Source organism: Labrys sp. LIt4 (assembly GCF_017813775.1).
Classification (GTDB): Bacteria; Pseudomonadota; Alphaproteobacteria; order Rhizobiales; family Labraceae; genus Labrys; species Labrys okinawensis_A.
In genome coordinates this window covers 186,499-210,198 of record NZ_JAGIPY010000010.1, presented here as the reverse complement: position 1 = coordinate 210,198, position 23,700 = coordinate 186,499, and the positions used below count along the sequence as shown (strand labels likewise).

Below are 23,700 nucleotides of genomic sequence, written 5' to 3'. Positions count from 1 at the left end.
ACTTCTCGATTAGGAAAACGCATCAAAACAAAGAGTTAGAGCAAAGCGCGCCTGGGCACGCCTCGCCCGCTTACAGCTCATGCTCAGCCGTTGTGGCGGCGCAGGGCGGTTTCGGCCACGGCTTCCGCCGTGATGCCAAAATGGTTGTAGAGGTCCTTGATCGGGCCGGAGGCGCCGAAGCCGGTCATGCCGACGAAGCCTCCGTCGATGCCGATCACGGCGTCCCAGCCGAAGCGGACGGCCGCTTCCACCGCGACCTTCACCGGCGCGTCGCCGATGATCTTGGCCTTGACCTCTTCAGACTGCGCGATGAACAGCTCCAGCGAAGGCACCGAGACCACCCGGGTCGGCACGCCGCGCTGATTGAGTATGGCGCGGGCATTCATGGCGATCTCGACCTCGGAGCCCGAAGCGAACAGCGTCACCGCGGCCTTGCCGCCGCCGGTGCCGGCCAGCTCATAGGCGCCCTGAGCGCACAGATTGGCCGTCGTGGCTTCGCGCAGCAAAGGCAGGTTCTGGCGGGTCAGCGCCAGGATGGTCGGCCCATTGGTGCGCTCGAGCGCGAGTTGCCAGCATTCGGCCGTCTCGATCGCATCGCAGGGACGGAACACCCGCATGTTCGGAATCGCACGGCAGGCGGCCAGATGCTCGACCGGCTGGTGAGTCGGGCCATCCTCGCCGAGGCCGATCGAGTCATGGGTCATGACGTAGACCGGCGCGGTTCCCATCAGCGCCGCAAGGCGGATGGCCGGACGGGCATAGTCGGTGAAGACGAAGAAGGTGCCGCCGGCGGGAACGAAGCCGCCATGCAGGTAGATGCCGTTCATCGCCGCGGCCATGCCATGCTCGCGGATGCCCCAATGGATATAGCGGCCCTTGAAGTCCTTCGGCGTGATCTCGACCAGGCCCTTGGCCTTGGTGTTGTTGGAAGGCGTCAGGTCGGCCGAGCCGAGCACCAGTTCCGGCATGACCTCGACGATGGCATTGAGGGCGGCCTCGGAAGACTTGCGCGTCGCCATTGCGGTGGGGGCAGCGGCTAGGGCCTTCTTGTGGGCGAGAATGGCTTTGCCGAGCTTGGCCGGGCGCACATGGCCCATGCGGCGGTTGAATTCGGCCTGCTTGCGCTCGGAGAGGGTAGCAAAACGCTCTTCCCAGGCTTGGCGGGCAGTGGCGCCACGCGAGCCGGCTTCGCGCCAGGCCTTGAGCACGTCGGCGGGCACCTCGAAGGGGGCACCGGTGATGCCGAGATTCTCCTTGGAGAGCTTGGCCTCTTCCGGCCCGAGCGGCTCGCCATGGGCCTTGGAGGTGCCGGCGCGATGGGGCGAACCGAAACCGATGGTGGTCTTGCAGGCGATCAGGGTCGGCTTGTTCGACTTCTGGGCAGCCTCGATGGCGGCCGCGACGGCATCCTGGTCATGGCCGTCGACATTCACGGCGCGCCAGCCGGCGGCCTGGAAGCGCTTGATCTGGTCGACCGAGTCCGAAAGCGTCAGCGGGCCGTCGATGGAGATACCGTTATGATCCCACAGCACGATCATCTTGTTGAGCTTGTAATGGCCGGCGAGCGCAATCGCCTCCTGGCTGACGCCTTCCATCAGGTCGCCGTCGGAAGCCAGCACATAGGTGTAGTGGTCGACCACCTTCTTGCCGAACTGGGCGGCCAGCATCTTCTCGGCGAAGGCAAAGCCGACGGCGGTGGAGATGCCTTGCCCGAGCGGGCCGGTGGTGGTCTCGACGCCGACGGTGTGGAAATTCTCCGGATGCCCGGGGGTCTTGTGGCCGAGCTGGCGGAAATGCTTGAGCTCCTCGACCGTCATGCCCGGCACGCCGGTCAGGTAAAGCAGCGAATAGAGCAGCATCGAGCCATGGCCCGCCGACAGGATGAAGCGGTCGCGGTCGGCCCAATGCGGATTGGCGGCATCGAACTTCAAGAAACGCGTGAAAAGGACGGTGGCGACATCGGCCATGCCCATGGGCATGCCGGGATGGCCGGATTTGGCTGCCTCAACTCCATCAATCGCCAAGCCACGGATGGCATTGGCCAGGCGGTTCTGCATTTCGGTGAGTGCCATGGAGTGTTTCCTGATGAAATTCGCCGGAATTTGGCAAAAAAGGGCGGTGGGTTCTTAGCACCTCATCCCCGACTGTCAATGATCCCCAGGCTTGTGCCTGAAATTCACGCAACCGGCGGTGAGGCGATCGAAAGCCAGAGGTATCATCAGGGGAAGGCCGGCGGCTTTCGCTTGGCCGCGGTGCGAAACCGCGATACTTTGATATTTAAGCAAAAACGCGGAGCGGCGCCGTCATGATTCGATGGAATGCCGCGATAGGGAAAGAGTGAGTAGGCCCTTGTCTGTGGATGCAGCCTTGCAACGATTGAATACGGCCCTGGCCAAGCTCGAGGAGGCCGCCGAGCATCGCGCGGAACTCGACCGCACCATCGGCGGACATCGCATCGAAGTGCAGGCGCTCTCGGAAGACCGCAATCGCCTGGCCTTGGAACTCGACGCGAGCTATGCACGTTTCGCTGCGATGGAAACCGCCAATCGCGACGTATCGCGACGCCTCGACCAGGCGATGGATTCTATCCGTTACGTGCTTGAGCCGCAGGACAGCTAGCATGGCGCATGTATCCGTCACCATTGCAGGCCGTGCCTATCGCATGGCGTGCGACGAGGGCCAGGAGGAACATCTCCTCGGCCTCGGTCGTCAGCTCGACGCCAAGATCGATGCCCTGCGTTCCTCTTTCGGCGAGATCGGTGACATGCGCCTGGCCGTGATGGCCGGCATCATGGTCGCGGACGAACTGTCGGAAATGCAGCGGCGGGCAGCAACCCTGCAGCAGGATCTCGATGAATTGCGCCAGACCCGCGACAATGCCCTGCAGCGCGAGCAGCAGACCCAGATGCGCGTGACTCAGGCCTTGACCGACGCCGCCAGCCGGGTCGAGAAGCTGATCGATTCCCTGTCGAAGACCGGCGTCTAGAGCAAAGCGCGTTCAAGTGTGAACGCTTATTTGCCCTAACTCATTGGCTAGACGCGTCTTTGTCTTTTCCGGGATCGCGGGATGCCTGCGATCCCGGGCCGTTCGCGCTCTCAGCAATATTTTCATCGCCCTCTGGCGCTCGCATCGTCTCGACCCTATTATCTCGGCGCGGTGCTGCCTGGTTCGTCAGGACAACTGTATCCCCGGGGCCATACGACTCCCAAGGGAGCTGTCACTGTTCTCGCTCGAGGGCTTGGACATTACGGCGCCCACCTACATCAGTAGGCGCCCGGGATCGAACCGTCCAACGGCCGAGGTGGCCCGCTCCCTCCTCTTTTCATGCGCGTAATGGCCTCCACCGATCACAAGACCCAGTTGCGCCACAAGGCGATGGCGGCGCGTTCAGAGATCCGCGGTCATCAGCGCCAGGCAGCGACGGCGAGAGCCGCCCATCACGCCTTCAGCCGCCTGAAATACACCAGCGGCATCGTCGGCCTCTATCAGGCCTTTCGCGACGAGATCCATCCGGACGAAGTGGCCGAGCGCCTGCACCATGCCGGCCGCAAGCTGGCGCTGCCGACCACGCCGAAATACGGCCACCCGCTCACCTTCCGCGCCTGGGCGCCTGGCGACCCGCTGGTGGTCGGACGCCACAACATCCCCGAACCCTCGCCCGAGGCGGAGGAAGTCCATCCCCAGGTGCTCCTGGTGCCGCCCGTCGCCTTCGACCGCCGCGGCTACCGCATCGGCTATGGCGCGGGCTTCTACGACCGCACCATTCCGCAGTTGCGGGCGATGCATCCCGTCTTCACCCTCGGCTATGCCTTCGCCTGCCAGGAAGTCGCGTTCCTGCCATCCGAGCACCATGACGTGCCGCTCGATGCCATCGCCACCGAAAACGAAATCATCACAGTGACGGGGCGTTAGGGTCTACCCTCGGCCGTGATTTGGAATTTGATGAGGTCAAAAATGATTGGATGGGAGGAGCCAGCGCTGCCCAGACTCCCGTCTTGGCAAGCGAAGCGACGCTGCAGACGACCATTTTTAACCTCACCGCCTTCGGCGGCGGGGCGCTTTTGGCCGATGAGCGCGTCGTATCAGCCACAGGCTTTGCCTGTGGCGGAAGTAGCAAGCCGAAAGGCTTGCGTCCTCGAACTCCCGCGCACTTGCTCCACAACTGCGGACATCCTCGGCCAAAATCGCTCCCGTCAAATCCAAACCATAGCCGAGGGTAGACCCTAACATGCGCTTGCTTTTCCTCGGCGACATCGTCGGCCGCACCGGCCGCAATGCAGTGATCGAACGCCTGCCGGGCCTGCGCGAAGCCTGGAACCTCGATGCCGTCATCATCAATGGCGAGAACGCCGCCGGCGGCTTCGGCTTGACGGAGGCGATCTTCGACGAGGTCGTCGCCGCCGGTGCCGATGTGGTAACGCTCGGCAATCACTCCTTCGACCAGCGCGAGGCCCTCGTCTTCATCGAACGGGCGCCGCGACTGATCCGTCCCGCCAATTATCCCAAGGGCACGCCGGGGCGCGGCGCCACACTGGTGGACCTGAGGAACGGAGCCCGGCTGCTGGTGATCCAGGTGATGGGCCGGGTCTATATGGATGCGCTCGACGATCCCTTTGCGGCGCTCGAACGAGAGCTCGCCGCCTGCCCGCTCGGTCTCGGCGCCGACGCGGTGGTGGTGGACGTGCACGCCGAGGCCACCAGCGAGAAGCAGGCGCTCGGCCATTTCGCCGACGGGCGCGCCAGCCTGGTGATCGGCACCCACACCCATGTGCCGACGGCGGATCACCAGATTCTCAGCCACGGCACCGCCTATATGTCGGATGCTGGCATGTGCGGCGACTATGACAGCGTGCTCGGCATGGACAAGGAAGAGCCGGTGCGGCGCTTTATCCAGAAGACACCGGGGCTGCGCTTCGAGCCGGCGACCGGCGAGGCGACCCTGTCGGGCCTGGCGGTGGAGACCGACGACAGCACGGGCCTTGCCGTGAGGATCGCGCCGGTGAGAATCGGTGGGAAACTGTCGCGGGCCGAGCCGGCTTTTTGGGGAGTCTAGCGCACCGGGAACCCGCGGCATCTCGCCTGGCATCCCGGGATTTGCCTCTCGGTATGGATTTTTTCCGCCGCCTTTTCTATAAGCCGCGCCACAATTCATTGGGTTCGCTTCGCGGAGCCTCAGATCGACACAAGGCAGGACACATGGCCGGTCATTCCCAGTTCGCCAACATCATGCACCGCAAGGGCAAGCAGGATGCCAAGCGTTCCAAGCTCTTCTCCAAGCTCGCCCGTGAAATTACGGTGGCGGCCAAGCTCGGCCTGCCCGATCCGAACATGAATGCGCGCCTGCGCGCGGCCGTGCTGGCCGCCCGCGCCGAGAACATGCCCAAGGACAATATCGACAGGGCCATCAAGAAGGCTGCTGGTGCCGATGGCGAGAACTATGACGAGATCCGCTATGAGGGCTATGGCCCCGGCGGCGTGGCCCTGATCGTCGAAGCCCTCACCGACAATCGCAATCGCACCGCCTCGGACGTGCGTTCCTATTTCACCAAGGCCGGCGGCAATCTGGCCGAAACCGGCGCTGTGTCCTTCATGTTCGACCGGGTCGGCGTGATAGAATATGACGCCGACAAGGGCTCGCCGGATGCCATGCTGGAAGCCGCCCTGGAAGCCGGAGCCGATGACTGCGCTTCCTCCGAGGATGGCCATGAATTCATCTGCGCCGCCGAGAATCTCGCCGAAGTGACCAAGGCTCTGGAAACCCAGCTCGGCGAAGCCCGCAAATCCGGCCTGGTCTGGCGTCCGCAGAACACGGTGGCCGTCGACGACGAGACCGGCGAGAAGCTGATGCGCCTGGTCGACAATCTCGACGACCATGACGACGTGCAGCACGTCTATGCCAATTTCGAGCTCTCCGACGCCCTGATGGCGAAGCTGGCTGAGTAATCCGGGGACCGCCGGCTTTCAGTCGGCTCTTGGAATCAGACCATTCTCAGGAAAGGGAAGAGCCGGCTGAAAGCCGGCGACCCCAGGAAAATATGTCCCAGACCCCCATCCGTATCCTCGGCGTCGACCCGGGCCTGCGCCGCACCGGCTGGGGTGTCATTGAAGTACTGGCCAACCGATTGACCTTCATCGCCTGCGGCACGGTGTTTTCCGACGACAATGAGGAACTCGCCCACCGCCTGCTCGAACTGCACAAGGGCCTGACGGAGGTAGTGACCCGTTTCGAGCCCGACGAGGCGGCGGTGGAAAAGACCTTTGTCAACAAGGATGCCACGGCAACCCTGAAGCTCGGCCAGGCCCGCGGCATTGCCATGCTGGTGCCAGCCCAGGCCGGCCTTGCCGTCAATGAATATGCGCCGAACCTGGTCAAGAAGACCGTGGTGGGTTCCGGCCATGCCGACAAGCAGCAGATCCACCTGATGATCAAGGTTCTGCTACCCAAGGCCGACCCGAAGTCGGATGACGCGGCCGACGCCCTGGCCGTCGCCATCACCCATGCCCATCACCGCACCAGCCATAATCTGGCAGCGGTCCTGAAGCGGTCCTCCTGAGACGCCGGCATCTCGCAGATGCACGCGCTCCCAGGTAAATAGCGCTTGCCACCCCGGTTTGCCGCCCCTAGAACAAATCGTGAATTTATTCGAGGATTCGCCATGACCCAGGCTCGCCGCGCCGCCGTGTTCTCCGAACTGCACCAGCGTCCCGAACTTTTCCTCATTCCCAACGCCTGGGATGCCGGGTCCGCCAAGCTTCTGGATTCGCTTGGCTTTTCTGCCATTGCCACCACCAGCGCCGGCCTCGCCTTCACCTTCGGGCGCAAGGATGGCCAGATGTCACGCGAGGAAACGCTCGCCAATGCCCGGGCCATCGTGGAAGCGACCGGCCTGCCGGTGAGCGCCGATCTCGAAAACGGCTTCGGCGATGCGCCGGAAGACTGCCGGGCCACCATTCTCGCGGGCATCGAGGTCGGGCTCGCCGGGGGCTCGATCGAGGACGCAACCGGCCGGCCCGAGCAGCCGATCTACGAATTCGGCCATGCCGTCGACCGAGTGCGCGCCGCGGCCGAAACCGCGCGGGCCGGAGGTTTCGTGCTCACCGCCCGCGCCGAGAATTTCCTCCACGGCATCGCCGACCTCGACGATACCATCCGCCGCCTCCAGGCCTTTCAGGAGGCAGGGGCGGAGGTGCTCTATGCGCCGGCGCTGACTCGCCTCGACCAGATTGCCAGCGTGCTGAGCTCGATCGACCGGCCGCTCAACGTGCTGTTCACGGTGGGCGGGCAGGATTTCACCGTCGCCGACCTCGCCAGGCTCGGCGTGCGCCGCGTCAGTGTCGGCGGCTCGTTCGCCCGCGCGGCTTTCGGCGCCCTGAAGCGGGCCGCCCTCGAGCTGCGCGACCAGGGTACCTTCGGCTTTGCCAAGGATGCCATGTCCTATGCCGAGCTTTCTGCTCTCTTCGGCAAGTGAGAAATCGTGGGATCGCCGGCTTCCAGCCTGCTCTTGAAGCCGCGACACCGGCGGGAGCGAGAGCAGGCTGGAAGCCGGCGGTCCCAGGATTAGGCCCATGCCCCGAATCACGGCAAAGCATTAGAACTGCCGTGAGAGGATTTTCATGATCGGTAAACTGCGCGGGATCGTTGACAGCTATGGCGAGGATTGGGTGATCCTCGACGTGCAGGGCGTGGGCTATGTCGTCTATTGCTCCACCCGCACGCTCAGCGCCCTGCCCTCCGTCGGCGAAGCGACGGTGCTCGCCATCGAAACCTATGTGCGCGAGGACCAGATTCGCCTGTTCGGCTTCACCAGCGACAATGAACGGGATTGGTTCCGCCTGCTGCAGACGGTGCAGGGCATCGGCACCAGGGTGGCGCTCGCCATCCTCTCTACACTCAAACCGGCGGATCTCGCCTCCGCCATCGCGCTGGGGGACAAGGCTGCCGTGGCCCGCTCGCCCGGCGTCGGCCCCAAGGTTGCCCAGCGCATCGTTTCCGAGCTCAAGGACAAGGTGCCGAGCTTCGGCCATGTTCCCGCCGACGTCATCAGCCTGCAGAGCGATCTCGGCGAACAGCGCGCCGCCGGCCCCGTCAGCGATGCGGTTTCGGCCCTGGTCAATCTCGGCTACGCCCAGACCCAGGCTTCGGCTGCCGTCGCCGCCGCCTTGCGGGAAGCGGGTGAAGGCGCGGAGACGGCCAAGCTCATACGCCTCGGCCTGAAGGAATTGTCACGATGAAGCCCACGCGCAAGAGCGCCGGCGGCGAGGCACCCAAATCCGCCCGCCTCCTGAGCGGCGATTCGCGTGACGAGGATGCGGCCGATTCCAAGCTGCGCCCACAGGACCTCGGCGAGTTCGTCGGCCAGGCCAAGGCGCGCGAGAACCTGTCCATCTTCATCGAGGCCGCCCGCAAGCGTGGCGATGCCCTCGACCATGTGCTGTTCGTCGGCCCCCCGGGCCTCGGCAAGACCACGCTGGCCCAGATCGTCTCGCGCGAGCTCGGGGTCAATTTCCGCGCCACCTCGGGGCCGGTGATTGCCAAGGCCGGCGATCTGGCCGCCCTGCTCACCAATCTCGAAGAACGCGATGTCCTCTTCATCGACGAGATCCACCGCCTCAATCCGGCGGTGGAGGAAATCCTCTACCCCGCCATGGAGGATTTCCAGCTCGACCTCATCATCGGCGAAGGACCGGCGGCGCGATCGGTGCGCATCGATCTCGCCAAGTTCACGCTGGTGGGCGCCACCACCAGGGCCGGGCTGCTGACCACACCGCTGCGCGACCGCTTCGGCATTCCCATTCGTCTGCAATTCTACACGGTGGAGGAGCTTGAGCTGATCGTGAAGCGCGGCGGCCGCGTGATGGGCACGCCGATCGCCGATGACGGCGCCAACGAAATCGCCCGCAGGGCCCGCGGCACGCCTCGCATTGCCGGCCGCCTGCTGCGCCGTGTGCGCGACTTCGCTGCGGTGCTCGGCGCCGAAACCATCACCAGAACCATCGCCGACAAGGCCTTGAGCGCGCTGGAAGTCGACCAGGCCGGGCTCGATGCCATGGACAACCGCTATCTGAACCTGGTGGCGCTGAGCTTCGGCGGCGGCCCGGTCGGCATCGAGACGATCGCCGCGGCGCTGTCCGAACCGCGTGACGCCATCGAGGACATCATCGAGCCCTATCTTATTCAGCAGGGCTTCCTGCAGCGCACGCCGCGCGGCCGGGTGATGACGCCGCATGCCTATCGCCATCTCGGTCTGGCAGTGCCGAGTTCGACAGCGCCCCAGATGCCGCTGTTCGGCGACGAGGACTGACGCAGCTTTTAAAGCGTTTTACAGAAAAGTTGATGGACTTTTCGATTAAAAAACACTGAGAAACAGAGAGTTAGAGAAAAACAAGAGGCGGACAGGACGCCCGCGGTCCCCACCTGAGCGTTGCCGTTGCAAACCTTGCAAGGTTCGTGTGGCCAATGCTTCGGCTGGAACCGCGGACGTCTCGTCCGCCTCAAAAAACACACAGGATCAGGCGGGTCCGAAGACCCGCCCCCGCTTAAGAATTGCCGCCGTTCAGCACGGTGACGGCGCGGCGATTCTGCGACCAGCAGGAAATGTCGTTGCAGGTCGCGACCGGGCGCTCCTTGCCGTAGGAGATGGTGCGCATGCGGCTGCCCGAAATGCCCTGCGCCATCAGATAGTCGCGCACGGACTGGGCGCGGCGCTGGCCGAGGGCGAAGTTGTAGTCGCGCGTGCCGCGCTCGTCGGCATGGCCTTCGATGGTGACGGAGTAGCGCGGATAGGCCTTCAGCCACTGGGCCTGCTTGTTCAGCGTCTGCTGCCCTTCGGGGGTGATGTCGGACTGGTCGACAAGGAACAGCACGCGGTCGCCGACATTCACGACGAAGTCCTGCTGGCTGCCGGGCGATGCAGCGCCGCCGGCGCCGTAGCCGCCACCACCAGCACCGCCGGGCCCGCCAAGGCCATCGCCGGCACCCGACTTACTCTTACAGGCCGCCAATGCGAGCACGCAGGTCAGTGCAGCGGCAAAGCGCAGTGCAGGGACCGCGCGCAGGGACGTCATCATTCCGGTTACTCCTCCGGTCGTCAGAATTGGTAAACCAGCCATAGCGAAAGCTGGTTAATCGAACGTTCCGCAAACACGGCCCGCGGCGATTTCTTGACCGCCGCGCCGCGGTCGCACCCCACCCCAAGAGCTAAACTGCCACTATGGTTAACCAAGTGCTGATCAATTCCGGCACAATGGTGGCCCCGGCTGGGCTCAAGCGAGGCGCGCCGCCATTCCCCGCCACTGTCGCATTTATGTCACACAGAGGCCACATGTGGATTGAGCTATAATACCTTTAGTCCATGCATTTTATAGATTGACAAGGTTGATTGATTTAGTGGAGATTTGGTCAGCTTCTCTCTCGACCGGAAACCATCCCATGACGATCAAAACGCTTCGCCTTGCGCGCCTTAGAGATACGCTCGGCGTCCTCCTCGCCCTGGGCCTGGTGCTCTGGCTGATTTTCGGCGCGCTCGCAGGGGCTCGCGCCGCCGAACTGCTGAATGTCTCCTATGACCCGACGCGCGAGCTCTACAAGGAGATCAACACAGCCTTCATCGCCGATTGGAAGGCCAAGGCCGGCGAAGACCTCACCATCAAGCAATCGCATGGCGGCTCAGGCAAGCAGGCACGCTCTGTGATCGACGGCCTCGAGGCGGATGTGGTGACCCTCGCTCTGTCCGGCGACATCGACGCCATCGCCAAGGCGACCAAGAAGCTCCCCGACAATTGGCAGTCGCGCCTGCCCCACAACTCCTCGCCCTACACCTCGACCATCGTCTTCGTGGTGCGCAAGGGCAATCCCAAGGGGGTCAAGGACTGGGACGATCTGGTCAAACCCGGCATCGCTGTGATCACTCCCAATCCTAAGACCAGCGGCGGGGCGCGCTGGAACTATCTGGCCGCCTGGAGCTATGCCTTCGACAAGAACAATGGCGACGAGGCCAAGGCCCGCGATTTCATTGCCGCCCTCTACCGCAACGTGCCCGTGCTCGACTCGGGCGCCCGCGGCTCTACCGTCACCTTCGCCCAACGCGACACCGGCGACGTGCTGATCGCCTGGGAGAACGAGGCCTTCCTGACGCTGCAGGAGTTCGGCGCCGACAAATACGAGATCGTCTCGCCCTCCTCCTCCATCCTGGCCGAGCCGCCGGTCGCGATCGTCGACGCCAATGTGGATGCCAAAGGCACGCGCAAGCAGGCCGAAGCCTATCTCAACTTCCTCTACACGCCGGCCGCCCAGAAGATCATCGCCCACAACTTCTATCGGCCGATCGACGAAAAGGCCGCCGATCCGGCCGACCTCGCCCGCTTTCCCAAGCTCAAGCTGGTGACGATCGACGATGCCCGCTTCGGCGGCTGGAAGACCGCCCAGCCCAAGCATTTCGGCGATGGCGGCGTGTTCGACCAGATCTATAAGCCGCAATGATGCGGCCAACCGACGAAGCGAAGCGGGCCTGCGGGCCCGTTTCTTTTTGGGACTACCCTGCAAAATGCTGCCTGACTTCCACAGTCGCTCGATCGGCGGGTTCGGTCGGGATAGTCCACATATAACACGTAATTGTTGTGGAATTTATCGAATTTAACACATTGACAATGTCGATTGATTTAGTGGATATATGAAGAAGTTGTAAATTCTCCTTTCCCGCTTCCAGGTTGTGAAATGAACGGCATGATCAGCCTCACCCGCCTTCGCGACACCCTCGCCGTGCTGCTGGCCCTCGGCTTCGTGCTGTGGATGACCTTCGGCGCGCCCACGCGCGGCCATGCCGCCGAGTTGCTCAACGTCTCCTATGACGCCACGCGCGAGCTCTACAAGGAAATCAACAAGGCGTTCGCAGCGGATTGGAAGACCAAGACGGGCGAGGACCTCACCATCAAGCAGTCCCATGCCGGCTCCGGCAAGCAGGCGCGCGCCGTCATCGACGGGCTCGACGCCGATGTGGTGACGCTGGCCTTGTCCAATGACATCGACTCTATAGCCAAGGCGACCAAGAAGATCCCGGAGAACTGGCAGGCCCGCTTACCGCGCAATTCCACGCCCTATGCCTCCACCATCGTCTTCGTGGTACGCAAGGGCAATCCCAAGGGCATCAAGGACTGGGGCGACCTCGTGCGCCCCGACGTTGCCGTGATCACCGGCAATCCCAAGACCGGCGGCGGCACGCGCTGGAACTATCTGGCCGCCTGGGGCTATGCGTGGGACAAGACGGGTGGAGACGAGGACAAGACGCGCGAATTCGTGGCGGCCCTCTATCGCAATGTGCCGGTGCTCGACAGTGCCGCCCGCGGCGCCACCATCACCTTCGCGCAACGCGAGGTCGGCGATGTGATGATCGCCTGGGAGAACGAGGCCTTCCTGACGCTGAAGGAATTCGGCGAGGACAAGCTCGAGGTGGTGGTACCCTCGATCTCGATCCTGGCCGAGCCGCCGGTAAGCATCGTCGACGCCAATGTGGATGCCAAGGGCACCCGCAAGCAGGCCGAGGCCTATCTCAACTTCCTCTACACCCCGGCTGCCCAGAAGATCATCGCCCATAACGGCTATCGCGCCAGCGACGAGTCAGCCGCCGATCCGGCCGACCTCGCCCGTTTCGCCAAGCTGAAGCTGTTCACCATTTCCGACCCGCAGTTCGGCGGCTGGGCCAAGGTCCAGGCCAAGCATTTTGCCGATGGCGGCATTTTCGACCAGATCTACAAGCCGAAGGGGTGAAGGCACGTCATCCCGGACGCGATGCGGCACGCAGTGGCGCTTCGCAGAGCCGGGACCGAGCTCCGAATAGAGCGCCTTTCTCGTTTTACGGTCCCGTGTCTGCGACGCAGCATCTCATGCTGCATCGCGCACGGGATGACATTCCACCCAGGAACCGCCCATGGCTCTTGCCGCCACCCTTCGCGCCCCTTTCGTCAAGCCGAGTGCCCTGCCGGGCTTCGGCCTGACGCTCGGCTATACGATCTTCTATCTCAGCCTGATCGTGTTGATCCCGCTGGCCGCTCTGCTGCAGAAGGCGGCTGTGCTCGGCCCCTCCGGCATCCTGGCCATTGCGGCCGAGGGGCAGGTTGCCGCGGCGCTGAGGGTCACCTTCGGCATTTCCCTGATCGCCGCCCTGGTCAATGTCGTCTTCGGCGTCATCGTCGCCTGGGTGCTCGTGCGCTACGACTTCCCGGGGAAGCGCCTGGTCGACGCCGCCGTGGACCTGCCTTTCGCCCTGCCGACGGCCGTGGCGGGCCTGGCCTTGTCGAGCCTTTATGCCTCCAATGGCTGGATCGGCCAGTTCTTCGCCCTTGCCGGCATCAAGGTCGCCTTCACCACCAAGGGCATCTTCGTCGCCTTGGTCTTCATCGGCCTGCCCTTCGTGGTGCGTACGCTCCAGCCGGTGCTGGCCGAGATCGACAAGGAAATCGAGGAAGCCTCCGCCACGCTCGGCGCCACGCGCTTCCAGACGGTGACGCGCGTGCTGCTGCCCCCGCTGCTGCCCGCCGTGCTGACCGGCTTTGCCCTCGCTTTCGCCCGTGCCGTCGGCGAATACGGCTCGGTGATCTTCATCGCGGGCAATATTCCCTATGTCTCGGAAATCGTGCCGAGCCTGATCTTCCAGAAGCTCGAGCAGAACAAATATGCCGATGCCGCCGCCATCGCCATCATCATGCTGGCAATCTCCTTCGCCATGCTGCTGGCGATCAACCTGATCCAGGCCTGGAGCCGCAGGAGGATGGGCGATGCCTAATTCGACCTCCGAACTGGCGATCGAGCTTTATCGCGAACCGCCGGTCAGCCGCGAGCATGCGGTCACCACCGAGACATCCTGGGTTCGCCGCATCCTGATCGGCATCGCCCTCGTCTTTCTCGCGGCCTTCCTGGTGCTGCCGCTGATCGAGGTGTTCTACCAGGCGTTCCGTAGCGGGGCTGCCGCCTATTTCGAGTCCTTCGAAGACCCGGATACCCGCACCGCCGTCTGGATGACCCTGATCGTCGCCCTGATCGCCGTGCCGCTCAACATCGTCTTCGGCGTGATCGCGGCCTGGGCCGTGGCCAAGTTCGATTTCAAGGGCAAGAGCCTGCTCATCACTCTGATCGATCTGCCCTTCTCCGTCTCGCCGGTGGTGGCGGGCCTGGTCTTCGTGCTGCTGTTCGGCGCCCAGGGCCTGTTCGGATCCTGGCTCAGCGCCCATCGCATCCAGATCATCTTCGCCCTGCCCGGCATCGTGCTCGCCACCATCTTCGTGACCTTCCCCTTCGTGGCCCGCGAGCTCATTCCGCTGATGCAGGCCCAGGGCAAGGCGGACGAGGAGGCGGCGCTGACGCTGGGCGCCTCGCCGCTGAAAATGTTCTGGACCGTGACCGTGCCCAACATCCGCTGGGGCCTGCTCTATGGCGTGCTCCTGTGCAATGCCAGGGCCATGGGCGAGTTCGGCGCGGTCTCCGTTGTATCCGGCCACGTCATCGGCGGCACCAACACCATGCCGCTGCATATCCAGATTCTCTATGAGGGCGGAGGCTCGGCCGCGATCGCCGCTTTCGCCGTCGCCTCTCTGCTGGCGATGCTCGCATTGGTGACCCTCGTGGCCAAGACGCTGCTCGAATGGCGCTATGGTGACGAACTCGCTCACGGCGCCAAACACTAATTCGTTGTTTCGACGCACCTTCTGAACCGAAAAGCCTGCCAATTTTCCAGAAGATGCTTTAGCAAGGACCAGATCATGGATATCCGCGTTACGGGCCTGACCAAGAGCTACGGCGTCTCGCCGGCCCTGCACGGCATCGATCTCGAGATCAAGTCGGGCGAGCTTCTCGGCTTGCTCGGTCCTTCCGGATCGGGCAAGACCACGCTGCTGCGCATCATCGCCGGGCTGGAGCGCCCGACCACCGGCACCGTCTTTTTCGGCGCCGACGACACCGCCGGCCTGACGGTGCAGGAACGCCGGGTCGGCTTCGTGTTCCAGCACTACGCGCTGTTCCGCCACATGACGGTGGCCGACAATGTCGCCTACGGCCTGAGGGTTCGTCCGCGCGCCAAAAGGCCGGCCGAAGCCGAGATCGTCAGGCGCGTGGCCGAGCTGCTCGATCTCGTGCAACTGGGCGCCTTCGGCCAGCGTTACCCGTCCCAGCTTTCCGGCGGCCAGCGCCAGCGCGTCGCTCTCGCCCGCGCCCTCGCCGTCGAGCCCAAGGTGCTGCTGCTGGACGAGCCCTTCGGCGCCCTCGATGCCAAGGTCCGCAAGGATCTGCGCAGCTGGCTGCGCACGATCCATGACAAGACCGGCCACACCACCATCTTCGTCACCCATGACCAGGACGAGGCATTGGAACTGTCGGACCGCATCGCCGTGCTCGAGAAGGGCCGCATCGACCAGCTCGGCGTGCCCGACGAGATCTACGACCATCCGGCCACACCCTTCATCTTCGGCTTCATCGGCGAGTCCAGCCGCGTGCCGGTGGCGATCTCGCAGGGACGCATCCTGCTCGACGGCACGGCCCTGCCCTTCAATGCCGACGGCCTACCGGACGGGCCGGCCAGCCTGTTCGTGCGCCCGCACGACGTCACGCCAGTGGAGCCGGGCGCCTCGTCTCTCAATGGGCTGATCGTGGCGCAGCGCCGTGTCGGCGCCACTCGCCGCCTGGAAGTCGCCTTGGGCACGCAAGGCACGGTAGTGGAGGTCGATACGGCAAGTCTGCGCAGCAGCGAGAACAACAAGCCGGTCGGCCTCAAACTGCTCAACGCCGCCGTTTTCGCCGCCAATGGCGAGGCCCGCTATTTCCGCGGCGCGGCGACGGAGCCGGTGGTGGTCCGGCCGAGCGCCTTCCAGCGCGCCTGAGCCCAGTAGTCATGCGGGGCGGCCGCCTCTGCGGCTCCCGCCCCACTGCGCGTGCATAGCAGGTCTGCGCAGGCCCACGACGCCGCGGGTGAGGCTTCCGCCCCTCGCAAGGATGGGTTAACGCTGGGTAGCATTCCAAGGGTGCCGTCTCGCCGCCGCCCGTTGCGGCAATACCGTTTGTCCCGGTCAGGTGATCATCAACTTGCTCTCGCGCTTCCGTCCCGACAATTTCATGCTGATGCTCCTGGGTGTCGTGGCGTTGGCGAGCTTCCTGCCCGTTGCGGGGCGGCCGGCCGAGATATTCGCAGCCTTGGCCAATGGTGCGATCGCCCTGCTTTTTTTCCTGCACGGCGCCAGGCTGTCGCGCGACACGGTGATTGCGGGCCTTTCACACTGGCGTTTGCACCTCACCATCCTGCTGGCGACCTACGCCCTCTTCCCGGTGCTGGCGCTCGCGCTCGATTACGGCCTGGTGTCGCTGCTGACGCCGACGCTCGCCAGCGGCATCCTCTTCCTCGCCATCCTGCCCTCGACGGTGCAGTCCTCGATCGCCTTCACCTCGATAGCGGGCGGCAATGTCCCTGCCGCCGTCTGCGCGGCATCGGGCTCCAACATTCTCGGCATCTTCATCACGCCGCTGCTGGCGGGCCTGCTTTTCGCCTCGCGCGGCGTGGGCTTTTCGGGCTCGGTGCTGATCACCATCGTCACCCAGCTCCTGCTGCCCTTCGTACTCGGCCAGGTGCTGCAGCCCTGGATCGGTGGCTTCGTGCGCCGGCATCGCCTCGTGCTGAGCTTCGTCGACCGCGGCTCGATCCTGATGGTGGTGTATCTGGCCTTTTCCGATGCCGTGACGGGTGGACTGTGGCGGCAATTCTCGGCCACGGCCCTGCTCACCATGGTGTTCGTCGATGCCGCCCTGCTCGCCCTGGTGCTCCTGATCACCACCTATGGCAGCCGCCGTCTCGGCTTCTCCAAGGAGGACGAGATCACCATCGTGTTCTGCGGCTCCAAGAAGAGCCTCGCCACCGGCGTGCCGATGGCAACCGTTATCTTCGCCGGCCAGAACATCGGCGCCATCGTGCTGCCGCTGATGCTGTTCCACCAGATCCAGCTGATGACCTGCGCCATCCTGGCCCAGCGCTATGCCCGGCGCCTCAAGGCCCTCGACGCGAGCCAGGAAGAAGACCCGACAGAAGATTGGCCCGAAATCGAGGCAGGCACTCAAGAAGCGTCATCCCGGGCCAAGTAGCCCCCGGGATCGCAGGCATCCCTGCCTGCTCTTGGAAGGCCGCGCTTGCGAAAGGAAAGCAGGCAAGGAGGCCTGCGATCCGCGGAATTGCCGTCAGTTCTGCTTGAACAGATTGGTGGACCAAGCCGGATCGGAGGCAAAGCCCTGCGTCGGTACGCGCTGCTCGGGCGTGCCGAAGATCGAGGCCTGCCAGAGCTGCGGTCCCTGGCCGAGGTCGCGGAACCACATCAGATAAAGGCCGTTCGGCGCCCAGGTCGGGCCTTCATTGTGGAAGCCCTCGGTGATCATGCGCTCACCCGAACCGTCCGGCTTCATGATGCCGATGCCGAACTGGCCGCCCTTCTGGCGAGTGAAGGCGATCAGGTCGGAGCGGGGCGACCAGACCGGCGTGGAATAGCGGGCACCGCCCTCGCCACTGGAAATACGCTGCTGGTTCGAGCCGTCAGCGTTCATGATGTAGATTTGCTGGGTGCCGCCGCGATCGGATTCAAACACAATGCGGCTGCCGTCCGGCGAATAGGAAGGCGAGGTGTCGATGGCGCTGCCATTGGTGAGCTGGGTCGCCTGCTTCGACTGCAGGTTCAGGACCTGGATGGTCGAAGAGCCGTTCTTCTCATAGCTCATGATCACCTTGCGCCCGTCCGGCGAGAAGCGCGGCGAGAAGGTCATGCCCGGGAAATTGCCGACCACACCACGCTGGCCGGTCTGGACGTTGGCCAGGAAGACGCGCGGATCGGCATCACCGAACGACAGATAAGTCAACTCCTGGTTGGTCGGCGAGAAGCGCGGCGTCAGCACCAGATCGGTGCCGCGGCTGAGATAGACGGTGTTGGCGCCGTCCTGGTCCATCACGGCCAGGCGCTTGACCCGCTTGTCCTTGGGGCCGGATTCGGAGATGAAGGCGATGCGCGTGTCGAAGGCACCGGGCTCACCCGTCACCGCCTTGAACACGGTGTTGGCGGCGATGTGGCCAAGCTGGCGCCAGTTGTTGGCCGAGGTCGAGAATTGCTGGCCGGCGATCTGCTTGCCCTGTGCAACGTCCCAGACACGGACTTGGATACTCAGACCGTTGCCCGAGGGCACGACCTGGCCTGCGACCACGACCTGCGCGTTCAGCGTCTGCCAACTAGAGAAGTTCGGCGGCGTATTGGGACCAACCTGCTCGACGAACGCCTTCGGATCGATCGGCTGGAACAGACCGGAACGGCTAAGATCGTTGGAGATGACGCTGGACAAGTCCTTGCCACCACCCGAAATATTCATGATCGCCACAGAGATAGGCTGAACGCCGCCGGATCCCGAACCATAAAGATCCAGCATTTGAGCTGAGGCAGATGTTACGCCCCATGCTGCAAGCGACGAAACGGTCGCTAGACCAAATTGCATGAATCCGCGTCTATTCAAATCCATTTGTTAGGCTCTCTCGTCACGTTCGTTGGCTTCAGAATGGGGATCAAAAGCCACCCGGTTTATGCGTATAGGTGAATTCTTTCCACGCTGCATAAGTCTGCGGGTCAAAGTGCAGAGGCTTACCCGGCCCTATGCAACGGCTCACTGCTCTCAGCAAGGCGCCCCCAGTTGCAGGATCGCTCGAGCTTACCAGCACAGGTCGAGCGGCCAGCGTGCCATCTTGATTCATTGCCAGTTGTACCTTGGCAACAGCACCGCCGGCGTCAGCCGAGAAGTTTGGCGGCATGCAAGGCTTGATCTGGTCTTCGACCATCTTGCCCATGGCTCTCTGTTGTTGAAGGTTGAGCTTGGGCGCATTGGCATCCTGCCTGCCGGTCGTCCCGGTCTGGTTGACATTGTCACGGGTGTTGCCGGCCCGCCCAGAGGGCTTGCTCGGCGTCGTTGCAGGAACATTGCTTGCCACCTGCTGGCCTTCCTTGGCCTTGCGCTTGGCCAGGATGCCGTCGATGCCGTCGAGCTGCTTGGCGTTTTTGGCGGCAGCCGCCTGCTTGGCAGCCTCGGCCTTCTTATCGGCGATGACCTTGTCGATGGCAGCCTGACGTTCGGCGTCGGCCTTGGCATCGGCGAGCTGCTTCTGCTTCTCGGCCTCAGCCTTCTTCGCAGCCTCAGCCTCGGCGAGCTTACGCTGTTTCTCGGCCTCAGCCTTCTTCGCGGCCTCGGCCTCCGCGAGCTTGCGCTGTTTCTCGGCTTCGGCCTTTTTCGCAGCCTCAGCCTCCGCGATCTTGCGCTGCTTGTCGGCTTCCGCCTTCTTGGCCGCTTCAGCCGCCTCGGCGAGCTTTTGCTGACGCTCGGCCTCCGCCGCTTCCTTGGCCGCAGCCTCGGCCTTGGCGGCAAGCTCGGCACGAGCCTCGGCCTGCGCTTTCGCAGCGGCATCGGCGGCAGCCTTGGCCTGGGCCGCCTTCGCGACGGCGTCCGCCTTGGCCTGGGCGGCCTTCGCTGCGGCAGCGGCCTTGGCCTGCTCCTGCGCCTTAGCGGCTGCCTCGGCAGCGGCAGCCGCCTCGGCCAGCTTGGCGAGAGCTTGCGTGTCAGGTTTCGGATCGGGCTTGGGCGTAGGCAGTGGCGGCGGAGCGTCGTCGGCATTGTCGGCGACTTCGGCATCCGGCACATCACGCGTCGGCGGCGTCGGCGGAGCCTGCACCTTCTGCGGCGCCTCCTGCCCGCCACCGCCACCGCTGGCCGACGGAGTCGGATCGCCCTTCATGATCTGGTCGTATTGTTCCGGCGTGACCATATCGACCGGAATGGCCGGGGCCGAGTCGAGCGGCTTGGCGGCCGGAAACGCGAACAACAACGCTCCCAGCAAAATTGCATGCACCGCCGCCGAAACGGGAAGTCCATAATCACGCATCGTACTCAAACCGGCCTTTCAAACCCCAATCCCGACGTCATCGCCCGTTCGATACCCTGCGACGTCGCCAAGCTGCCCCGTTCCCGTGCCCGCCCGTCAGCGCGCGCATCAGCCGAAACGAGGTAAATGCGAGCATTCCCGTTTCTAGCTCTGCGGCTGGGTTACCAGCGCGGCCTTCTTGAAGCCGGCGCCGGTGATGTCGCTCATCACCTTGGCGATTTGGTCCCAGCTCGCCTTGCCGTCTCCCTTGACGAAGATGCGCTCTTCCACACCTGCCCCATTCTCCGTCATCGCCTTGAGGCGACCGAGCAAATCGGGCTCCGGCTTGTCGCTGTCGTTCAGATAGGACTGGCCGTCCGCCTTGATGGAGACGGTGATCGGACGCTTGTCCACCGAGATGGCCTTCGCCTGAGTCTGCGGCAGATCGATATCGACGCCTTGGGTCAACAGCGGCGCGGCGACCATGAAGATGATGAGCAGCACCAGCATGACGTCGATGAACGGCGTCATGTTGATATCGGCGATCGGCGCCTTGTGACGGCGCCGGCGGCGCGTCCCGCCGCCCGAGCCGCCGGATCCTGTCGCAACACTTCCACCCATGATGCTTTCCTCGAGATAGGGGTCGGAACGAGGCGGCCGCTCAGGCGGCCAGGCGCTCGTCGATCTGGCGCGACAGGATGGCGGAGAATTCGTCGGCGAAGCCTTCCAGGCGAGCCTGCTGCTTGGCGACTTCCGCGTTGAACTTGTTGTAGGCGATCACCGCGGGAATGGCGGCGACCAGGCCCATGGCGGTAGCGAACAGGGCTTCGGAAATGCCGGGCGCCACGGCGGCGAGCGAAGTGTTCTTGGTGGCCGCGATCGACTGGAAGGCGGTCATGATGCCGACGACCGTACCGAACAGGCCGATGAACGGGCTGGAGGAGCCGACGGTGGCGAGCACCAGGAGCTTGGATTCCAGACGCTCCACCTCACGCTGAACGGTGACGTCCATCACCTTCTCGATGCGGGCCTGCAGGCCGAGGAAGGAGCGGCCGGGCGATTCGAGCGAGCGCTTCCACTCGCGCATGGCCGAAACGAACAGGCCGGCCATACCGTAGTTCTGGCGCTGCGACAGCGAACGATAGAGCTCCTCGAGGCTCTGGCCCGACCAGAACACCTGCTCAAAGCGGTTCATGGCGGCGCGCGACCGGGAGAACAGGATGGCCTTGTCGATGATGATGGCCCAGCACCACACCGAGGCTGCCATCAGGCCCAGCATGACGATCTGGACGACCAGACCGGCGTTCATGATCAATCCGAGCAGGCTCACATCGGTTACCGGAGCCAGGGCCGTCTGGGCCATATCGGCGGTCGCTTCCATTCCTTCAATTCCTCGTCCTGAGGCCGGCGGGCCAAAGCCGATCCCGAGGATCGGCGTCTTCTCAGTCTATCCGGTCCGCAGGGGATCGGCACATTCGAGCTAGGCTGATCCGCGCAAGATCGGCATATTCGCAGCAACATTCGGCGAGCCCAATCTCGATCCTGAGCTTCAAGCCAAGATCAAGCCTGCCTCAGGTGCCGCCCCGGCACACACCAAACGTTACTCGGGAAATCCATGCGCCTGATTGTGCAGAGCAACAATTCCAGGCGTCACGGGCTCCTTTTGACGTTTGAATGTGACCGCAGTGCGGCACCCCTTCCCAACCGCGATAAGCGGCGGATTCCAGGCCTATTGATCATCGGTACCGTTAATGTCGGGTTACGGACGGCCTCGATTCGCGAATTCTTATTTATGATGCGCCGCAACATTGATGACGGCGGCTCCAGGTCCCCCGATTACTGATCCCGACTGAAGCGTTCTGCGATTCGAGGAAAGCTGCCCGGACCGCAAAGAAGTGCGCAAACAAAGGACCGGAGCAAAGAAGCGTTTACGCTCCGACGCACTATGCTCCTGATAGCACAGTACGCAGACTCTCCGGCAGGCGCTGCGGCCTGCCGTTACGGATACAGACCACGAGCACCTTGGCGGTGGTCAGGACTTCCTCGCCCCGCCGGATGGTCTGTTCGAGATGCAGCGAGGGCCCGCGTACTTCACCCGCCTTGGTCTCCACCTCGATGATGTCGTCCATCAAGGCAGGACGGATGAATTCGACCTGGATCGACCGCACGGCGAAAGCGATTCCTTCTTCGCGATGGAGGGCGAGCTGGTCGACCCCGAGCGCACGGATGAACTCGGTCCGCCCCCGCTCGAAGAAGCGCAGATAATTGGCATGGTAGACGATGCCGGAGAAATCGGTGTCCTCGTAATAGACCCGAAGAGGCAGCGTGTGGCAGACATCGTTAAGCATGCCGCCGAAATTTGGCGGGGTTTGCGCCTTTTCTATCATGGGGAAAGCCGTTTGTTCAAAGTTTCGCCTGACTTGACCTGTGTGGTATCGACGTGACCGGAGCATGATGCGTTGTGGTGAGAACACGCCTTGCTCGAATGCCGAGTTTCGACACATCCTTGCGATTTACGGCGATTCCGCCAGATCGCAGAACGCTTTGGATTGATTGCAACCGAATGAGCCGCCCTATGCTCCGCCCCGCTTCCGCCGCCCTTCTGCTGGCCGTGACCCTGGCCCTGCCCTCGGGCCCGGTACGCGCAGCGTCCTATGACGAGGGACTGATGCCGCCCGGCAGCGTCGGGCAGGACCAATCCGCGCAGGATAATGGCTACACGCCCGACCAGCCTTACCCCCAGCCGCCTGCCCAAGCCGAATATGACGGCACCGTCACCGGCTCGACCTATGAGCAGCCTCCCGCCGCCGCAGCGCCGACCCCGTCGCAAGGCGGCTACGTCGTGGCCCAGGAGTCCACCATGGGCGATCTCCTCGTACGCGTACAGCGGCTGGAAGGCGAGAACCGCAGGCTGCTCGGCACCGTCGAGGATCTGCAGTCTCAGGTGCGCCGCCTCCAGGACGAGATGAAGCGCCAGCAGGAGGATACCGAATATCGCCTGCAGGCCCTCGAAGGCGGCGGCAAGGCTTCCGCCCCCAAGCCCGCCCCCAGCGCGCCTCCGCGCCAGAAGAGCGGCCAGAACGCTCCACCCGCCACCCAGCCCAATTCCCTGGGCAGCCTTCCCGCCGGCGGCGGCGACGACGTCGCCATGCAGGACTCCACCGGCGATGTTCCCGACCAGGCGCCGCCCTCGACGCCGCGCCCGCGCAACTCCACCGTCGCCCCTGGCCTGCCGGGCATCGCCGTCGACACCTCGCGCCCCATGGCGAGCAACGAGCCCAATGCCGGCGCCGAACCGGCGCCGGCTCCCGGGGCTCCAGCCACGCCGGAAGCCGAATATGCCGCCGACTATCGCCTGATCGAGACCCAACGCTACGACCAGGCCGAGGCCGCCTTTCGCAATTTCATCGCCAGCCATCCCAAGGACAAGCGCGTACCCGACGCCATCCATTGGATCGGCGAGAGCCTCTATCAGCGCAAGCAATATACCGACGCAGCCGAGCAGTTCCTGAAGGTCACCAAGACCTACGCCAATTCCAGGCGCGCGCCCGCCAGCATGCTCAAGCTGGGTATCACCTTGGCGGCCATGGGCGAGAAAGACGCCGCATGCGCAGCTCTCCAGGCGGTCGGCAGCAAATATCCCAAGGCCGGACCGACCATCCTCAGCGGAGCCGATCGCGAGATCAAGAAGAACGCCTGCAAGGTGGGGTGAGGATGTTGTCGTCGCTCACGCTTGCCCTCTCCCGATCGGGGAGAGGGTAAGGGCAAGGATAAGGGGTAGGGAGCGGC

Annotated in this window: 22 protein-coding genes, 1 other RNA gene and 1 pseudogene; 17 read left to right on the top strand and 7 right to left on the bottom strand. The window is 64.0% G+C overall.

Annotation, left to right across the window (positions count from 1 at the left end; translation table 11 throughout):
• Positions 1 to 83: 83 nt before the first annotated feature.
• Complete coding sequence (gene tkt, locus J8I29_RS19600; RefSeq protein ID WP_105865023.1) at positions 84 to 2,072, bottom strand: transketolase; 1,989 nt, start codon at positions 2,070 to 2,072, stop codon at positions 84 to 86.
• A gap of 241 nt (positions 2,073 to 2,313) precedes the next feature.
• On the opposite strand from tkt, the gene J8I29_RS19595 reads away from it, so the two are divergent.
• From J8I29_RS19595 to ruvB, 10 genes are all read left to right on the top strand, one after another.
• Entirely contained in the window at positions 2,314 to 2,619 is a 306-nt protein-coding gene (locus J8I29_RS19595; protein WP_105865022.1) for a DUF4164 domain-containing protein, read from the top strand.
• Position 2,620: 1 nt separating this feature from the next.
• Positions 2,621 to 2,986, top strand: coding sequence for a cell division protein ZapA (locus J8I29_RS19590; protein WP_105865021.1), 366 nt, complete (start codon positions 2,621 to 2,623; stop codon positions 2,984 to 2,986).
• Between the two features lie 168 nt (positions 2,987 to 3,154).
• Positions 3,155 to 3,312: non-coding RNA, 6S RNA (gene ssrS, locus J8I29_RS19585), on the top strand.
• A 22-nt stretch (positions 3,313 to 3,334) separates the two neighbouring features.
• Entirely contained in the window at positions 3,335 to 3,913 is a 579-nt protein-coding gene (locus J8I29_RS19580; protein ID WP_181161336.1) for a 5-formyltetrahydrofolate cyclo-ligase, read from the top strand.
• 316 nt (positions 3,914 to 4,229) lie between these two features.
• Positions 4,230 to 5,054: a TIGR00282 family metallophosphoesterase gene (locus J8I29_RS19575; RefSeq protein WP_105865019.1), complete on the top strand. Its 825-nt coding sequence runs from the start codon at positions 4,230 to 4,232 to the stop codon at positions 5,052 to 5,054.
• A 143-nt stretch (positions 5,055 to 5,197) separates the two neighbouring features.
• The gene (locus J8I29_RS19570; protein ID WP_105865018.1) at positions 5,198 to 5,944 is read left to right on the top strand and encodes a YebC/PmpR family DNA-binding transcriptional regulator; all 747 of its coding nucleotides are present in this window, start codon (positions 5,198 to 5,200) and stop codon (positions 5,942 to 5,944) included.
• Positions 5,945 to 6,036: 92 nt separating this feature from the next.
• Positions 6,037 to 6,555, top strand: coding sequence for a crossover junction endodeoxyribonuclease RuvC (gene ruvC, locus J8I29_RS19565; protein ID WP_105865017.1), 519 nt, complete (start codon positions 6,037 to 6,039; stop codon positions 6,553 to 6,555).
• A 102-nt stretch (positions 6,556 to 6,657) separates the two neighbouring features.
• Positions 6,658 to 7,470, top strand: coding sequence for an isocitrate lyase/phosphoenolpyruvate mutase family protein (locus tag J8I29_RS19560; RefSeq protein ID WP_105865016.1), 813 nt, complete (start codon positions 6,658 to 6,660; stop codon positions 7,468 to 7,470).
• 145 nt (positions 7,471 to 7,615) lie between these two features.
• The gene (gene ruvA, locus J8I29_RS19555; RefSeq protein WP_105865015.1) at positions 7,616 to 8,233 is read left to right on the top strand and encodes a Holliday junction branch migration protein RuvA; all 618 of its coding nucleotides are present in this window, start codon (positions 7,616 to 7,618) and stop codon (positions 8,231 to 8,233) included.
• On the top strand, positions 8,230 to 9,303 hold the full coding sequence (gene ruvB, locus J8I29_RS19550) for a Holliday junction branch migration DNA helicase RuvB (RefSeq protein ID WP_105865014.1): 1,074 nt from the start codon (positions 8,230 to 8,232) through the stop codon (positions 9,301 to 9,303). Before ruvA ends, ruvB begins: the two co-directional genes overlap by 4 nt.
• A 235-nt stretch (positions 9,304 to 9,538) precedes the next feature.
• On the opposite strand, the gene pal is transcribed toward ruvB, so the two are convergent.
• On the bottom strand, positions 9,539 to 10,069 hold the full coding sequence (pal, locus tag J8I29_RS19545) for a peptidoglycan-associated lipoprotein Pal (protein WP_105865013.1): 531 nt from the start codon (positions 10,067 to 10,069) through the stop codon (positions 9,539 to 9,541).
• 367 nt (positions 10,070 to 10,436) lie between these two features.
• Here pal and J8I29_RS19540 point away from each other — a divergent pair, with 367 nt between their 5' ends.
• From J8I29_RS19540 to J8I29_RS19515, 6 genes and pseudogenes are all read left to right on the top strand, one after another.
• Positions 10,437 to 11,480 carry a sulfate ABC transporter substrate-binding protein gene (locus J8I29_RS19540; protein ID WP_245443598.1) on the top strand — a complete coding sequence of 348 codons (1,044 nt, stop codon included), beginning with the start codon at positions 10,437 to 10,439 and terminating at the stop codon, positions 11,478 to 11,480.
• A 309-nt stretch (positions 11,481 to 11,789) separates the two neighbouring features.
• A complete protein-coding gene (locus tag J8I29_RS19535) occupies positions 11,790 to 12,764 on the top strand; it encodes a sulfate ABC transporter substrate-binding protein (RefSeq protein ID WP_209432961.1) in 975 nt (324 codons plus the stop codon).
• Positions 12,765 to 12,924: 160 nt separating this feature from the next.
• Positions 12,925 to 13,779 (top strand): sulfate ABC transporter permease subunit CysT, encoded by an 855-nt coding sequence (gene cysT, locus J8I29_RS19530; RefSeq protein ID WP_105865011.1) that lies wholly within the window; start codon positions 12,925 to 12,927, stop codon positions 13,777 to 13,779.
• Positions 13,772 to 14,677, top strand: a complete 906-nt coding sequence (cysW, locus tag J8I29_RS19525; RefSeq protein ID WP_209432933.1) for a sulfate ABC transporter permease subunit CysW — start codon at positions 13,772 to 13,774, stop codon at positions 14,675 to 14,677. Before cysT ends, cysW begins: the two co-directional genes overlap by 8 nt.
• 75 nt (positions 14,678 to 14,752) lie before the next feature.
• Positions 14,753 to 15,712, top strand: a pseudogene (locus tag J8I29_RS19520) (sulfate/molybdate ABC transporter ATP-binding protein); the annotation flags it as partial.
• A 385-nt stretch (positions 15,713 to 16,097) separates the two neighbouring features.
• On the top strand, positions 16,098 to 17,114 hold the full coding sequence (locus J8I29_RS19515; protein WP_209432960.1) for a bile acid:sodium symporter family protein: 1,017 nt from the start codon (positions 16,098 to 16,100) through the stop codon (positions 17,112 to 17,114).
• A 93-nt stretch (positions 17,115 to 17,207) separates the two neighbouring features.
• Here the strand turns inward: J8I29_RS19515 and tolB are convergent, their stop codons facing one another.
• From tolB to ybgC, 5 genes are all read right to left on the bottom strand, one after another.
• Entirely contained in the window at positions 17,208 to 18,500 is a 1,293-nt protein-coding gene (tolB, locus tag J8I29_RS19510; protein ID WP_245197154.1) for a Tol-Pal system beta propeller repeat protein TolB, read from the bottom strand.
• A 67-nt stretch (positions 18,501 to 18,567) separates the two neighbouring features.
• Positions 18,568 to 19,872 (bottom strand): hypothetical protein, encoded by a 1,305-nt coding sequence (locus J8I29_RS19505; protein WP_209432930.1) that lies wholly within the window; start codon positions 19,870 to 19,872, stop codon positions 18,568 to 18,570.
• Between the two features lie 204 nt (positions 19,873 to 20,076).
• Complete coding sequence (locus J8I29_RS19500) at positions 20,077 to 20,532, bottom strand: ExbD/TolR family protein (protein WP_105865006.1); 456 nt, start codon at positions 20,530 to 20,532, stop codon at positions 20,077 to 20,079.
• 40 nt (positions 20,533 to 20,572) lie between these two features.
• Complete coding sequence (gene tolQ / locus J8I29_RS19495) at positions 20,573 to 21,292, bottom strand: protein TolQ (RefSeq protein ID WP_068285660.1); 720 nt, start codon at positions 21,290 to 21,292, stop codon at positions 20,573 to 20,575.
• 562 nt (positions 21,293 to 21,854) lie between these two features.
• The gene (gene ybgC, locus J8I29_RS19490; RefSeq protein WP_209432929.1) at positions 21,855 to 22,259 is read right to left on the bottom strand and encodes a tol-pal system-associated acyl-CoA thioesterase; all 405 of its coding nucleotides are present in this window, start codon (positions 22,257 to 22,259) and stop codon (positions 21,855 to 21,857) included.
• Between the two features lie 227 nt (positions 22,260 to 22,486).
• On the opposite strand from ybgC, the gene ybgF reads away from it, so the two are divergent.
• Complete coding sequence (gene ybgF, locus J8I29_RS19485; RefSeq protein ID WP_209432928.1) at positions 22,487 to 23,623, top strand: tol-pal system protein YbgF; 1,137 nt, start codon at positions 22,487 to 22,489, stop codon at positions 23,621 to 23,623.
• Positions 23,624 to 23,700 lie beyond the last annotated feature (77 nt).